We start from the raw sequence: 15,240 nt of genomic DNA, 5'->3' as shown, positions 1-15,240 counted from the left end.
CTGGTTATCAAGCATAAAGGTATCATATCACAGTACCAGTTAGGTAGGAATCACCTTTTTTAAATCTATGGAGGCCGCTGCCTTATGCTGCTTGTCGCCGATGTAGGCAACACCCAGAGCTCCTTCGGTGTCTTTGAGGGGGATGATCTCAAGGAGAGCTGGCGCATCTCGACCAATAAGGACGAGACGGCCGACGAAGTTGGAGCCGCCATCTTTTCCCTCTTGAGCATGAAGAAGATGGGACTCGATGAGTTGGATGCCATGATCATCTCCTCGGTCGTTCCCCACTGCACCGCCTCGCTGATTGAAATGGGTCAAAAGCTGCTTGGCGTCGAGCCTTTGGTCGTTGGCCCGGGCCTTAAGACCGGTGTGACCATCCTTTACGACAATCCTCACGAGATCGGCGCCGACCGCATCGTCAACGCCGCTGCGGCCCATCGTATATACGGCGGCCCGGTCATAGTGGTCGATTTCGGTACGGCCACCACCTTCGATGCCATCAGTGAAAAGGGAGAATATCTTGGAGGTGCGATAGTTCCAGGCATCGAGACATCGGCCGAAGCCCTCTTCGAGATGGCAGCCAGACTTTCCAGGGTAGATCTGAAGGTTCCAAAGAAAGCGGTAGGCAAGAATACGACCGAAAGTCTCCAGTCCGGAATACTCTATGGAGCGGCCGGAGCGGTCGACAGGATTGCTGAGATGATTAAGGACGAAATAGGCAAAGAAGCAAAGGTTGTGGCGACTGGGGGCCTAGCCGAACTGGCTTTTGAGATAAGCACTACGATAGATGAGTTAAACCCCGATCTTACCCTCTTTGGCCTTAAGATACTCTTTGACAAGAACGTTTGAGTCGGTTTTGATTACTTCGCTAAGGAGCGGCCCAGGGGAAATTACAGCCCTCTTTTCCATCATCGCCTACGGCCACGCTGTTTTGATACAAAATATTCGATATGGACATAAATGCCCGATTATGAGATTATCCCCTCCATATTATTTGCCGAAAACCACGATTTCGAAGGGTAAAGGACTTAACCGCTCAGCTCAAGATCTTGTTTGGATGGGTCTATTTTTTTCGGCACTTTAAGTTGGATCTTTCGGTCAACACTCATGGGCATGAGTCGCTGCTAGGTTGGGATATGCGACCATATCGATTTCAAATGAACGATCGTAAGGATTTACGGCCAAATTGGCCGGCAAAAGTCTTAAATTAGAAGGAGGGATAAAATGGCTTTAGAGGATCATCTTGCAAGTCTTAAGGATATTAAGGGCTATATGGCTTCGGGTAGAGACTCCCAAGGGAGACATCGCGATGTTCTCTTCGGGTCCGAATGCCAAAGTTCGGTTTCACCTCATCGGGGCATTGTCCCAAGACGGCAACAAGGCTTTAATGAATATGCAGATGAAGAAGTTGCTTGAGCCCATAGAGGCCGAGCTCAGCTAATTAACGATCTTAAAAGGATGTCTTTTGGCGGTTAAGCAATTCTTGCTGTTTAACCACCTCTTATTTTTGCATCTTTCTTGACACCCATATTTATTCGTGAGAATATTAATGTGCAATTAACCGATTTAACTCGGTAATTAATATAACAAACGATAACAGCATGAGCCGAGTTGATAAAACAGCCTCGGCTCTTATTATTTTCGGAGCATCTATTGACATGATTGTCGTTAGATCTCAGCCAAGACCTCGAAGATAATCTATACTAGCAAATGATTTGAAGGGCGACAGAGGGTGGCCCTACGAGAGGAATCCCTTAGAGAGGGGGTGTAACAATTGGCACTAGAAAATCATCTTATGAGCCTGAGAGATATCAAGGGCTACATGGCCTCAGCCGTTATAAGCAATAGGGGTGATATGCTGGCCCAAGATTCCATTGATAGCTCCTTCAACTTGGCGCTTGTTGGGGCTACATTTACAGATATCTTCAACTCAGCTCATGAAGCGTCGAGCAAGATAGGTCTGGATTCCGCAAGGGAGATGACCATCGAGACCCCAAAAGGCAACGTTTTGATGTTCTGTTCCGGGCCGGTTTGTGCGACTAACTTCCGCCTAATCGGAGTCGTCTCTCATGACGGCAACGAGGCCCTGATGGATATGCAGATGAAGAGGTTGCTTGAGCCCATAGCGACGGAACTCGCGTAAGAAAAGCTATCTTTTTGCTTAAGTTTTTTAGCGGCTGAGATGTTGATCATCTCAGCCGCTTCTTCTAATGAGGCCCTCGTCTTTTAGCCTTCGCACATTTTAAAACGGCGCTCATTTTGGCCGTAAGGCCAAAAAATAGAAACATTTGGCGAAAAGGACTGTATGATAATCGATTTTACCAATCCAAGCCCCTTTGTCTGCTATAATAATGCTCTGATTTTATTAGGGGGCAGGGTGAAGAGGATAGTCAGCGTAAGTCTCGGTTCCTCAAAGCGTAATCACAAGGCGACCGAGAGTTTTTTAGGTGAGGAATTCACCATCGAAAGGGTCGGCACAGATGGCGATTTCAAGAAGGCCATAAAGAGCTTAAAGGAGCTCGATGGCAAGGTCGATGCCATCGGACTTGGCGGGATCGATCTCTACCTCTTTGCCGGAAATAAGAGGTATGTCAAGCGGGATGCAAAGAGATTTAAGGATTCGGCCAAGATAACTCCGGTCGTCGATGGGAGCGGGCTCAAGGATACATTGGAAAGGGAGACTGTCCGCTACCTGATCGATGAGGCGAAGCTCTCCTTAAAAGGCAAAAAGGTCCTCATGACGAGCGCCGTGGATCGCTTCGGGATGGCCGAGGCCCTCCATGAAGCGGGGTGTGAAATGAGATTTGGCGATCTGATTTTTGGACTTGGCATCCCGATCATGATGAGATCGATTAAGACCTTCCGTTTCGTCGCCTCTCTGCTGCTCCCCATCGTTGTCTGGATACCTCACAGGCTTCTCTACCCGACCGGATCGGCTCAGGAGAAGGAGCCCAAGGAGAAGTATGCCAAGCACTACCAGGATGCCGACATAATCGCCGGAGACTACATCTTCATCAGAAAATTTATGCCTAAAAACATGGGGGGCAAGTGGGTTTTGACCAATACGATAACTGAGTCCGATATTGAAGACTTGAAGGAACGTGGGGTAGAATTGCTCATTACGACCACCCCGGAATTTGAGGGGCGCTCGTTCGGCACCAATGTCATGGAGGCGACCATGATTGCCATATTGGGCAAGAAAGTGGAGGAGGTAAAGCCGGCCGACTATTCGGGGCTCTTAAAAGAGCTCGATTTTAAACCGAGGATAATCGATTTTTCAAAGGACGGGAGATAGAGATAGACTCAGAAGAGGCAAAGAGAATAACCGAAGAGACACTTTACAAGATTAAGGAGTATCATAACCCCTCTTTAGCCAAACTGCTCAAGATAACCGGCTACGATAAGGTGGAATACAAGGCGAGCGGGGCGGTCATAACCGACGTCGAGGGGAGAGAGTTCATAGATTGCGCCGGCGGCTACGGCGTCTTCAACGTCGGTCACTCCCATCCCAGAGTCATTAAGGCCGCGACCGAGCAGATGAAACTGATGTCGCTCGCTTCCAAGATCTTCTTAAATAAACCCCTGGCCGATCTGGCCGAATTGATAGCCAAGGTGACCCCCGGCGACCTCAAGTACTCCTTTTTCGTAAATAGCGGAGCCGAAGCGGTCGAGGGCGCTCTCAAATTGGCAAGGCTCTCTACCGGACGAACCGAGATAGTCTCGACCTTAAATGCATTTCACGGCAAGACCTTCGGGGCGCTCTCGGCCACCGGGCGCGATCAGTACCGTGAACCATTCAAGCCATTGGTCGGCGGGTTTACGCACATCCCGTATGGAGACGTCCAGGCGATGGAGGCGGCGGTGGGCGAGGAGACGGCGGCGGTAATAATCGAGCCAATCCAAGGCGAGGGCGGCATCATAGTCGCCCCGGACGGCTATCTAAAGAGGGTCAAAGAGATCGCAGAGAATTCTGGAGCCCTGCTGATAGTCGACGAGATACAGACCGGACTTGGCCGGACCGGTAAGATGTTTGCCGTCGAACATTTCGATGTGGCGCCCGACATCATGACCTTGGCCAAGGGTTTGAGCGGCGGGGTCATGCCCATAGGCGCTTTCGTGGGAACGCCTAAAGTCTGGGAGGCCTTCCGCAAGAATCCGCTCATAATCACCTCGACCTTCGGCGGCAATCCGCTCGCCTGCGCGGCCGCCAAGGCCGCCATCGAGGTTATCCTCGAAGAGAACCTCTCAGAGAGGGCAGATGAGATGGGACGGCGTCTTATGGCTGGCTTAAGGGAGTTAAAAGAGGGATACCCAAATCTGATCGCCGATGTCAGGGGCTTGGGACTGATGATCGGCCTAGAACTTGCCAAAGAAGGCCTTGGCGGGGTGATCCTGCCCGAGATGGCAAAGGGCGGGGTTACGGCCGTCTATACCATAAATAATCCCAAAGTCATTAGGTTTGAGCCACCACTCGTCATAACGGCTGATCAGATAGATAAGGTGATCTCGATAACCGAGGCCGCCATGAAGAAAGCGGGCGAGGTTTATGATAAATTATTCGCTTAAACGAGGAGGAATTTTATGCCCTATGTCGAGACTTCGATAGAGATAGGTGCGGGTAAGAAAGACGTCTATGAGCTGGCTAGCGATATGGAGAAGTTTCCAGATTTCATGCCCGATGTAAATGAGGTGAGGCTCATCAAGAAGGAGGCCAACCGGACGGTCACCGCTTGGGAGACCGAGGTGGATGGCATCCCGATAAGCTGGACCGAAGAGGAGATCTTTGACGATGAGACCCCCAAGATTACCTACAAGCTCTTGGAGGGAGATCTCGATAAGTTTGAAGGTGAATGGCGCTTTGAGGAGACGCCTGGCGGGACCAAGGTAACCATGACGGTAGATTTCGATTTTGGCATGCCCAATCTAGAGGAACTCTTGGGCCCGGTCCTGGAGATGAAGGTCAAGGAGAATTCCGAGATGATGCTGAGTGGCATAAAGACCAAGATGGAAGCGGGTTAGAGTCGATTGAAGAGATTTGGTTTTCTAGTCCATCCCCTAGATATAGATGACGTTGTAAGGTTCGAGAAGAAGGCGGCGGGAAAACCGGAAGCCTTTTTAAAGAAGATGCTTCTTTGGATGTGCGAGCGCCCGCCTTTTGTGGCTTCTCACGTGACGGGTCTTGTCTCCAAGACGGGGTCCAAGGCCGAGGGCTGGTTCATCACCATACCTCTTCTTCCCGAGCAGATGATCGAGGATACGGCCCTGGCTCAGAAGAAGATCCTGGAGGGCATAGAGCTTGCCAAATCCAAAGGGGCAACGATAGTAGGTCTTGGCGGCTTCACTTCTATCGCGGTCAACTCCGGTCTTGCCATCGCCAAAGACGCGGCCCTACCCATAACCACCGGAAACGGCTATACGGTGGCCGCGGCCGTCGAGGGGAGCAAGAAGGCGGCCAAACTTATGGGCATTCGCCTCTCCAAAGCACGCCTTGCTGTGGTCGGTGCGACCGGCTCCATCGGCCGGGCCGTCAGTGAGATCATGGCCCCAGAGGTCGGCGAGATGGTTTTGGTCGGCCGGCGGGCTGAAGCTCTTGAGGTCCAAGCCGATAAGCTAAGGAGACTCACCAGCGTCTCGGTGGCGACCGATATCGAAGAGGCCCTGAAAGGGACAGACCTCGTTATTACGGCCAGCAGCGATGCCCACGCCATCATCGACGCCTCTTATCTAGAGCCGGGCACCGTCGTCTGCGACGTGGCCCAGCCGCCTGATGTCTCCAAATCGGTCTTAGAGGAGAGAGATGACATACTCGTCTTTGACGGCGGCATAATCAGGATACCCGGCATGAGGGTTAAGAGGGAGCTCTCTTACGATTACGACTTCAGCTTGAAGCAGAAGTATGTCTACGCCTGCATGGCCGAGACGATAATCCTTTCCTTGGAGGGGATAAAGGAGAACTTCGATCTTGGCACCGTCAAGGTGGCCACCGCCGAAAAGATATCCGAGCTTGCCGCCAAACACGGTTTTAAGCTGGCCGGTTTCCGCAGCTTCGGCCGGAGAATAACCAGAGAGGAGATCAAGGAGATCAGGAAGAACGCCGCCTTAAAGAGCAACAAGAGGTGGTTCTACCGCACGAGAAGGAGGCTCAACTATTCCAATCCGAGTGAACCTTTTGACACTTAAAGCTGATTTTTTTATAATATCTTTTTAAACCACTCGAGCACTGCTTTTCGCAGTGCTATTTCTATATCTGGTTAAAAAGTGAGGGGATTGCTTTGATAGACAAGGAAATAATTCTAACCGAAGAAGGATTTGTCAAACTCAAAGAGGAGCTTGAATATCTCACCACCAAGAAGAGGCGCGAGGTGGCTCAGAGGATTAAGGAGGCCATCGAATTTGGCGACATCTCAGAAAACTCCGAGTATGATGATGCCAAGAACGAGCAAGCCTTTCTGGAAGGGCGGCTCCAGCAGATAACGGTCACTCTAAATTGCGCCAGAGTCATCAAAGCGGGCGAAAAATCGAATGAGGTCACTCTCGGCTGCAAGGTGGTTTTAAGGGATCTGGAGACCGACGAGACGGTCGAGCATATGCTGGTCGGTTCGGCCGAGGCCGACCCCTTCAACAACAAGATCTCCAACGAATCCCCGGTGGGGCTGGCCATAATTGGCAAGAAGGCCGGAGATAAGGTGATGGTCAATGTGCCAGCCGGAGTGCTCGAATACCTGGTCGTCGACATAAAACAGTAGTCTTTGAGAGGTAATCTTTGGATAATACCGAGTTAAACGAGCTTATGGCCATTCGCCGCCATAAGCTCGATGAGCTTAAAGAGAGAGGCGTCAGCCCGTTCGCCCGCCATTTTGATCCAGCCGATAAGATAGCCGATATCATCTCGGCCCATCAAGGGATAGAGGCTGGCGACGAGACCGAGGATTGCGTCGTAATAGCCGGTCGCATCTTTGCCTTAAGAAGGCACGGCAAGGCGAGCTTTGCGGTCCTGGGCGATCTTAGCGGGCGCATTCAGCTATATCTGGCCGAAGATAAGATGGGCAAGGAGGATTACGATCTCTTTCTTGGCTTTGACATCGGAGACATCGTCGGCGTATCCGGCCGTATCTTCAAGACGAGGCGGGGCGAACTCTCGGTGGCCGTGGATGGCTTTACCCTCCTTACAAAATCCCTGCGCCCCTTGCCCGAAAAGTGGCATGGTCTAAAGGATATCGAGAAGAGACATCGCGAACGCTACTTGGATCTCATCGTCAATCCCGAGGTAAAAGAGGTCTTCATCAAGCGAATCCAGGCGGTCAAGGCCATAAGGGCCTTTCTTGATGGACGCGGGTTTCTGGAGGTGGAGACGCCGATGCTTCAACAGATACCCGGTGGGGCGACGGCCAAACCCTTCATCACCCATCACAACGCCTTGGATATCGATCTCTATTTGAGGATAGCGCCCGAGCTCTACTTGAAGCGTCTGATCGTCGGAGGCCTGGAAAGGGTCTACGAGCTGAACCGTAATTTTCGCAATGAAGGGATGAGCGCAAGGCATAATCCCGAATTCTCCATGCTTGAGGTATACCAGGCATATGCCGATTATAATGACATGATGGAGCTGACCAAAGAGTTGGTCGGCTCGGTTGCCCAAGAGGTTCTAGGTGGCCGGGTAGCCCAGTATGAGGGCAATGGCCTCGACTTTGAAAATGGCTGGAAGCGCTATACGATGCTCGAGGCGATAGAGGAGTTCACTGGTCTTAAGTTATCGTTCGACATGGAAGTGGGCGCTCTCTGCAAGATAGCCAAGGATAACGAGGTTGAAGTCGACAAGGGCGCTGGCCCAGGCAAAATAATAGCCGAGATTTTCGAAAAGTTGGTCGAGGGGAGGATTGTCGATCCCACCTTCATCTTCGACTATCCGGCCGAGATCACCCCGCTCGCCATGAGCCATCCTGACAATCCCAGCGTCGTCGAGCGGTTCGAGCTCATCGTGGCCGGCCGCGAGATTGCCAACGCCTTCAGCGAGCTGACCGATCCCTTGGAGCAGAGGCGAAGATTCTTAAGTCAACTAAGCGACGAAGATGACGAAGCCCATCGCTTGGATGACGATTTCGTAAGGGCTCTAGAGTACGGCATGCCGCCGACCGGTGGCCTGGGGATCGGAGTCGATAGACTGGTCATGCTCCTTACCGACTCCCACTCCATTCAAGAGGTCATCTTATTTCCACAGATGAGGCCGAAGAGTAAAGAGTCTTAAAGAGACCCCTTCACCCGTCCCATCTGGCCAGATGGCAAGATGGGTTCCAAAGGTGATAGAATTTAGATTGAACCATTCCACCTTCAAGGAGGATCCCCATGTTTTGTGATGTATGCAGAAAGAATGCATCCTTCATCTACTTTGTAAGGGTATTGAATAACAAGGTTATCAGGACCAATCTCTGTGAAGATTGTTTCAAGAACCTCTGGAAGGACATGACCTTCAAGCCCTTGAGCGAGATATTCGAGGGTCTCAAACCGGTCGCGATCGTACCGGCCCCAAGGGGCGGTCTGGCGGGCAAGGAGGTTACCTGCAAGAATTGTTCAACCAAGCTCAACTCCTACTTCAAAGAAGGGTTTCTTGGCTGCAGCGAGTGCTATAAAGCCTTCGCTCCGGCCTTAAGAGAGACCATCAAAGAGTCCTATGGCGACGCGGAGTACGGCGGCAAGATACCCAAAGGCCTTGAGGAGACGACCAAGATCGGCATCAAGCTCCATAAGCTCCGTCGAAAACTCAAGCTCTATATCAAGGAAGAGGAATACGAGAAGGCTGCCGATACCAGAGATGAGATAATTAATTTGGAAAAACAGCTAACGTTGAGGTAGATATGGATAAGTTGGACAATACAAAGACGGAAGAGATCAGAGGGGGCGGCTTCTCCGACATTGTGGTCGCAAGTCAAGTCACCCTCCTGCGCAATCTGGAATACTTCTTCTTTCCCCATTTGGCGACGGAGAGCGAACGGCAAGAGATCTTGGACTTCATCTGGACCTCCATAGGCAAGGATGAGGCCCTGGGCGGTCTCTACATCTCCTCGGCCGAAGAGGGGATGATGAATACGGCCTTTGATGGCCACTTCTGGGATTTCGCCGCGAGAGGAGAGGGGCGGGCCACCCTGCTCAGCCGGGACGAACCCAACCTGGCTATAGCCGTAAATTATGAGGATCATCTCAAGATTCAGGGTTTTGCCGCCGGTTTTAATATCGAAGAGGCCTTCAAGACCGCCGACGATACCGACGATCTCTTGAGCGAGAATCTGCCCTACTCCTTCTTGAGCGACTTTGGCTATCTCACCGAGTCGATTGCCAACCTTGGGGCCGGCATCAGGGTTTCACTCGTCCTTCACCTGCCCGGGCTCATGATGAACGATGAGATAGATTCGCTCTCCTTGAACCTCTACGAATCGAAGATGGTCATGATGGACGGCGTCTTTGCGAGCGGAGGCGAGGTCTTTGGAAACTTCTACTATCTCTACAAGACGGCCGCTTTCGGTCAGAGCGAGGCCGATGTCATCGGCGAGGTCAAAGAGGCGGCCACCCTGGTCGTAGAGAGGGAGAGAGCAGCAAGAGCGGCCCTTCTTAGGGAAGAGAAGGCCAGGTTGATGGATGAGGTCTTGCGCTCTTTTGGAACCTTGACCCATGCCAAGCTCCTCTCGTTTGAGGAAGCTGTCGATAATCTCTCCATGCTCCTGCTCGGAGCCGATCTTGGACTCTTAAAGAAGGTCGAGAGCGGACACATACTGGAACTCATGTCGGCCGTCTCTCCGGGGGCGATCGTAAGGGAGATAGGCGACGACGATGATATGCAGGACGGTCTTAGGGCCGAAATAATCAAGAAGAGACTCTTTGAGATCAAGGAAGGTGGATGATCTGATTGTTCGATAGATTTACGGACCGGGCCAGACGGGTGATACTTACAGCTCAGGATGAGGCTAAGAGGTTCAAGAGAAGCCATGTTGGAACCGAGCACCTGCTCCTTGCTCTCATCGGCGAGGAGGAGGATGCGGTTGCCATTAGGATAATCGAAGATATCGGTCCGGAGATAGACGATATAAAACTCCGCCTAGAAGAGGAGATGGACGTGGGGACGACCGCTCCGTCCGCCCACATACCCTTTACCCCACGGGCCAAGAAGGTCTTGGCGCTCTCCCTAAGGGAGGCCTTAAAGCTCGGCCATAGCCACGTCGGCACCGAGCATATCCTCTTGGGTCTGGCCAAGGAGCGCGAGGGTGTGGCGGCCAAGATATTGGAAGAGTTCGGCATAAACCTGGAAGGCATCAAAGAGATGGTCTTGCGCCTAGGAGGAAGCGAAGGGGAGGAGCCCAGGATGAATCACAACCTATTCAACTCAAAACCCGGCGCGTTGGACGAGTTTGGGGTCAATCTGACCAGGGCCGCCCTGGAGGACTCCTTGGACCCGGTCATCGGAAGGATCAAGGAGATAGAGCGGGTCATGCAGATACTGACCAGGCGGACCAAGAACAATCCGGTTCTGGTCGGCGATCCCGGGGTGGGCAAGACGGCCATCATCGAGGGTTTGGCTCAACTCATCTCCCGCGGCGAGGTGCCGGATCTTCTGAAAGGAAAGAGGATATACTCTTTGGATTTGAGCGCCCTTGTGGCTGGCTCCAAATATCGCGGTGAATTTGAAGAGAGGCTAAAGAAGGTGCTTGCGGAGATAAAGAGGGACGGCGATGTCATAATCTTCATAGATGAGATACATACCCTGGTCGGAGCCGGTTCGGCCGAGGGGGCCATCGATGCCGCCAACATCTTGAAGCCCTCGCTTGCCAGAGGTGAGATCCAGACGATCGGGGCGACAACCTTAAGCGAGTATCGCAAGCACATCGAGAAGGACGCCGCTCTTGAGAGGCGCTTTCAACCCATCATGGTCGAGGAGCCCAGCGTCGATGAGACGATCTCGATACTTAAAGGTCTTCGTGAAAGATATGAACTCCACCACAAAGTGGAGATAACCGACTCCTCCATAATGGCCTCGGCCAACTTGAGCAGCAGGTATATCACCGATCACTTCTTGCCCGACAAGGCGATAGACTTAATCGATGAGGCCGCCTCCAAGGTCAGCTTGAAAGCCAGACTGACCTCACCCAAGGCCAAGGAGCTCGAAGAGGAGCTGAGAAAGGTGAGGCGGGAGAAGGAGGCGGCAGTCGAGGCGCAAAACTTCGAGCTTGCTGCGAGCCTCAGAGATGATGAACGGGCCATAATCAAACGGATGAAGGAGTCGAAAGAGTTTTTTGGCTCCAAGGATGGTAAGAGCGGAGTCAGCGTTGGCGAAAAGGAGATAGCCGAGGTCGTCTCCGTCTGGACCGGTATACCGGTCAGCAAGATAGGAGAAGAGGAGTCCAAGAGGCTCCTTAAGATGGAAAAAGCCCTTCACCAGAGGGTCATCGGCCAGCAGGAGGCCGTCGCGGCCATATCGAAGGCCATCCGCCGGACCAGGGCGGGCTTGAAGGACCCCAAGCGTCCGAGCGGCTCCTTTATATTCTTGGGTCCCTCAGGCGTCGGCAAGAGCGAGCTCGCCAAGGCATTGGCCGAATTTCTCTTCGGCGACGAATCCTCCCTCATCCAACTGGATATGTCGGAATACATGGAGAAGCACTCGACCTCCAAATTGATCGGCGCTCCTCCCGGCTACATTGGCTATCAGGAGGGGGGCCAGCTGACCGAGGCCGTGCGCCGCCGGCCTTATTCGGTCGTTCTCTTCGACGAGATAGAGAAGGCCAGCCGCGACGTCTTTGGCGTCCTGCTTCAGATATTGGAGGACGGCAAGTTGACCGACGCCAAGGGGCGGACGGTCAGCTTCAAGAACACCATAATCATCATGACTTCCAACCTTGGAAGCAAGACCATTAATAAGGAGAGCAAGCTCGGCTTTTCCAAGCATAACGAGCCTGCGGCCAACCACGGCGAGATGAAGGCCAAGATAATGGATGAGCTCAAAAAGACCTTTCAGCCCGAGTTCCTGAACCGCTTAGACGACATAATAGTCTTTCGTGAGCTGAGCGAGGAAGATACCCTTGGCATCGTCGATCTGATGATGAAGCGGATACTCGATCACCTCGAAGAGACCGGCACAGAGCTTCGTTTGACCAAAGCAGCCAAGGCCCTGTTGGCCAAGGAGGGTTATGACAGAAAGCTCGGGGCCCGGCCACTCAGAAGGGCGATTCAACGTCTGATCGAAGACCCGCTCTCCGAGGCCATCTTGCGCGGAGATTTCTCGAGCGCCAAACGGATAAAGATCGACGCAAAGGATGGAAAGATCGCGCTCGTCGCCATCAAGGAGAAGGCGAGCATAACTTAGAAAGGGCTGATGTGGCCAAGACCCAAACCCTAGTCAGGTGTCAGAGCTGTGGATACATCTCTCCAAAATGGATGGGTAAGTGCCCAGATTGCGGGGAGTGGAATACCATGCTCGAAGAGGTCGCAAGGGAAGCCAAGAAGAGCCCCTCTGCAAAAGGCGTCTCCGTCAAGTCGAGGGAGATAGGCTCCATTGAGAGCATCGGTCAGAGCAGGATGGCGACAAAGATCAAGGAATTCGACCGGGTTCTTGGCGGGGGGATAGTCCAAGGTTCGCTGATGCTTCTTGGCGGGGTTCCCGGCATCGGCAAATCAACCCTCCTTCTTCAGGTGGCAAACAACGTCGCCGCTCAGGCGCCAGGCAAGGTGTTGATAGTTTCGGCCGAGGAGTCCTGCGAGCAGATAAAGCTTCGGGCCGACCGGCTCGGCCGAGTCTCACCAAACCAGCTAATCCTGGCCGAGACGGACTTCGATCGGATCGAGGCCGAGATAGAAGAGGTCATGCCGAGTCTCATCATCATTGACTCCATCCAGACCGTCTACTGCCCAGATATCACCTCGGCTCCGGGAAGTATAAGCCAGGTCAGAGAGGTTTCGGCCCGACTCCTTAGGATAGCCAAAAGCCTTAAAATCTCAACCTTCATCGTTGGCCACGTGACCAAAGACGGCTCGATAGCCGGGCCTAAGATAATGGAGCACATCGTCGATACCGTCCTCTACTTCGAGGGCGACACCCATAGGAACTACCGCATAATCAGGGCGGTCAAAAACAGATTCGGCTCGACCAACGAGGTCGGCATCTTCGAGATGACGGCGGCGGGCCTGGCCGAGGTCGATAACCCATCCGCTCTATTTCTGGCCGAGCGGCCGACAGGTTCGCCAGGCTCGGTCGTGACGGTGGCTTCGGAGGGCAATCGTCAGCTTCTGGTGGAGATACAGGCTCTGACGACGCGTTCTTATACCAACGTACCCCGCCGCCTCTCAACTGGCCTCGATTTCAACAGGTTCTCGCTGGTTCTGGCCGTTCTAGAGAAGAGGATGGGCATGGAACTCGGCGCGATGGACGTCTTTGCCAACGTGACGGGCGGCATCCGACTCAGCGAACCGGCTACCGATCTGGCCGTGGCTCTGGCCGTCGCCTCCTCGCAGCGGGAGAAGGTTATACCAGAGGATGTGGTTGCCTTCGGCGAGGTGGGCTTGACCGGCGAGGTCAGGTTCGTCTCCCTGATGGATGACCGGATCAAGGAGGCGGCTCGGCTCGGATTTACAAGGGTCATAATGCCCGGTCAAAAGGCTAGAAAATCGGCTCCAAACGAAGGGGTCGAGCTCATAGCCGTCAAAACGATAGATGAGGCCTTGAATATTTTGAAGTAAATCGTTAAAGTTGGATAATAATTTACATTTTGGAAGGCTAAATTGGTCAAGAAGAAACAAGCATCACTAATCGAAGTGCTTAAAAGGGTGGCCCCCGGAACCGAGGTCAGAGCGGCCCTGGAGCAGATCATAAGTGCCCGGACCGGAGCCCTCATCGTCATCGGCGATCTTGCCGCCGTCGAGAAGATATCCGACGGCGGCTTCAAGATGGACGTCTCCTTCGACGCCCAGAAGCTCTTTGAGCTCGCCAAGATGGACGGAGCCATCATCATGGACGAGGATCTCGATAAGATACTTGCAGCAAATATACAGCTAAACCCGGATACTTCATACTCAACACAGGAGACCGGCATGCGTCACCGAGCGGCCGAGAGAGTGGCCAAGCAGACGAATTCTTTGGTTATCTCCATCTCGCAGAGGCGAGATGTCATCTCCCTCTACTGGGATAATTACAAATATGTCCTTGAAGATATCCGCTCGCTCCTGGTCAAGGCCAATCAAGCCCTGCAGACCCTGGAAAAGTATAAGATCAGGTTGAACCAGGTTTCGGCCACGCTCAATTCCTTGGAATTTCAGGACTTTGTGACTCTATCTGAGGTCGCGACCCTGCTTCAGAGATACGAGATGGTCAATCGGGCAGCCGAGGAGGTTGAGCTCTATATAACAGAGCTCGGGTCCGAGGGACGCTTGATTAGCATGCAGCTTGATGAGCTGATGGCCCACGTGGAAGAGAACAACGCCATGGTCTTGAAAGACTACTCCAAAGATAGCCGAAGGGCCGAGCGGGCCGCCAAAGAACTTGGAGACCTCTCTCCCGAAGACCTTCTGGATTTGGCCAACATCTGCCGCATCCTCGGCTTCGAAGGCGATACGGTCAACATCTTGGACACGGTCGTCCACCCCAGGGGCTACCGCATGCTCCGCCAGATACCCCGCTTACCCTTCACCATCGCGAGCAAAATAGTCAAAAAGTTTTCCGATCTGCAGACCATACTCGATGCCAGCATAGAGAATTTGGATGAGGTGGAAGGCGTGGGCGAGGTCCGGGCCAAAGCCATCATCGAGGGGCTGAAAAGACTCAGAAACCAGAGCGTTTTGGATAGGTATATTTAAGGGGTTTGGGATCTACTTTTCTTAGCCCTCCTTCAGAAAAATAGTAAAAGCTAAGTCCGCCCTTGCCCGCCTCCGGCGGGGGCTTTGGCGGGCAAGTCGGCCTCTGTTTTTTCATTGAACAATTCTGATTGTTGGCATAAGATTATTTAGAATATTTAGTTTTTCTAGCTCAACGAGGAGATGGTAGTGTTTTTCAGCAACGTTCTTTTATATGCAGATGGTAGTTCGAAGGGCAATCCAGGCGCTGGTGCAATCGGTATCATAATTTGTGATGATGAAAATCGGCTGCTTTATGAGCATTCAGAATGTATTGGTCACTGCACAAACAATCAGGCAGAGTATCGGGCCATAAGGGTTGGAGTTACCCCGTTTCTGTTGACACCTTAACTACGCACAACGGCTTCTGCCGCT

Annotated in this window: 14 protein-coding genes; all 14 read left to right on the top strand. The window is 52.7% G+C overall.

The features are described 5' to 3' along the window. Positions 1-84 precede the first annotated feature (84 nt). Complete coding sequence (locus tag QMD53_05530) at positions 85-849, top strand: type III pantothenate kinase (protein ID MDI6800112.1); 765 nt, start codon at positions 85-87, stop codon at positions 847-849. Positions 850-1,243: 394 nt separating this feature from the next. Then, entirely contained in the window at positions 1,244-1,441 is a 198-nt protein-coding gene (locus tag QMD53_05525) for a hypothetical protein (GenBank protein ID MDI6800111.1), read from the top strand. A 333-nt stretch (positions 1,442-1,774) separates the two neighbouring features. Then, positions 1,775-2,143 carry a hypothetical protein gene (locus QMD53_05520; protein MDI6800110.1) on the top strand — a complete coding sequence of 123 codons (369 nt, stop codon included), beginning with the start codon at positions 1,775-1,777 and terminating at the stop codon, positions 2,141-2,143. 234 nt (positions 2,144-2,377) lie between these two features. Then, entirely contained in the window at positions 2,378-3,295 is a 918-nt protein-coding gene (locus tag QMD53_05515; protein MDI6800109.1) for a quinate 5-dehydrogenase, read from the top strand. Positions 3,296-3,297: 2 nt separating this feature from the next. After that, positions 3,298-4,566 carry an aminotransferase class III-fold pyridoxal phosphate-dependent enzyme gene (locus QMD53_05510; GenBank protein MDI6800108.1) on the top strand — a complete coding sequence of 423 codons (1,269 nt, stop codon included), beginning with the start codon at positions 3,298-3,300 and terminating at the stop codon, positions 4,564-4,566. Positions 4,567-4,581: 15 nt separating this feature from the next. After that, a complete protein-coding gene (locus QMD53_05505; protein MDI6800107.1) occupies positions 4,582-5,019 on the top strand; it encodes an aromatase/cyclase in 438 nt (145 codons plus the stop codon). A 6-nt stretch (positions 5,020-5,025) separates the two neighbouring features. Further along, positions 5,026-6,180, top strand: a complete 1,155-nt coding sequence (locus QMD53_05500; GenBank protein MDI6800106.1) for a shikimate dehydrogenase — start codon at positions 5,026-5,028, stop codon at positions 6,178-6,180. Positions 6,181-6,272: 92 nt separating this feature from the next. Then, on the top strand, positions 6,273-6,746 hold the full coding sequence (gene greA, locus QMD53_05495) for a transcription elongation factor GreA (GenBank protein ID MDI6800105.1): 474 nt from the start codon (positions 6,273-6,275) through the stop codon (positions 6,744-6,746). Between the two features lie 17 nt (positions 6,747-6,763). After that, on the top strand, positions 6,764-8,245 hold the full coding sequence (lysS, locus tag QMD53_05490; protein MDI6800104.1) for a lysine--tRNA ligase: 1,482 nt from the start codon (positions 6,764-6,766) through the stop codon (positions 8,243-8,245). A gap of 98 nt (positions 8,246-8,343) precedes the next feature. Continuing rightward, the gene (locus QMD53_05485) at positions 8,344-8,850 is read left to right on the top strand and encodes a UvrB/UvrC motif-containing protein (GenBank protein ID MDI6800103.1); all 507 of its coding nucleotides are present in this window, start codon (positions 8,344-8,346) and stop codon (positions 8,848-8,850) included. 2 nt (positions 8,851-8,852) lie between these two features. Then, positions 8,853-9,893: a hypothetical protein gene (locus QMD53_05480; protein ID MDI6800102.1), complete on the top strand. Its 1,041-nt coding sequence runs from the start codon at positions 8,853-8,855 to the stop codon at positions 9,891-9,893. A 5-nt stretch (positions 9,894-9,898) separates the two neighbouring features. Further along, entirely contained in the window at positions 9,899-12,346 is a 2,448-nt protein-coding gene (locus QMD53_05475) for an ATP-dependent Clp protease ATP-binding subunit (protein MDI6800101.1), read from the top strand. Positions 12,347-12,357: 11 nt separating this feature from the next. Beyond that, entirely contained in the window at positions 12,358-13,716 is a 1,359-nt protein-coding gene (radA, locus tag QMD53_05470; protein MDI6800100.1) for a DNA repair protein RadA, read from the top strand. A gap of 42 nt (positions 13,717-13,758) precedes the next feature. Beyond that, positions 13,759-14,829, top strand: a complete 1,071-nt coding sequence (gene disA / locus QMD53_05465; GenBank protein ID MDI6800099.1) for a DNA integrity scanning diadenylate cyclase DisA — start codon at positions 13,759-13,761, stop codon at positions 14,827-14,829. Positions 14,830-15,240 lie beyond the last annotated feature (411 nt).

It is taken from the genome of Actinomycetota bacterium (assembly GCA_030017835.1).
Classification (GTDB): domain Bacteria; phylum Actinomycetota; class Aquicultoria; order UBA3085; family Oleimmundimicrobiaceae; genus Yes70-04.
Note: the sequence above shows the minus strand (reverse complement) of the source record. Positions and strands in the feature narration are given on the sequence as shown.

Excerpts from the sequence above, each read along its gene's own strand:
- QMD53_05530 (MDI6800112.1), top strand. The coding sequence starts at position 85 with ATGCTGCTTGTCGCCGATGTAGGCAACACCCAGAGCTCCTTCGGTGTC.
- QMD53_05505 (MDI6800107.1), top strand. The coding sequence starts at position 4,582 with ATGCCCTATGTCGAGACTTCGATAGAGATAGGTGCGGGTAAGAAAGAC.
- QMD53_05485 (MDI6800103.1), top strand. The coding sequence starts at position 8,344 with ATGTTTTGTGATGTATGCAGAAAGAATGCATCCTTCATCTACTTTGTA.
- QMD53_05480 (MDI6800102.1), top strand. The coding sequence starts at position 8,853 with ATGGATAAGTTGGACAATACAAAGACGGAAGAGATCAGAGGGGGCGGC.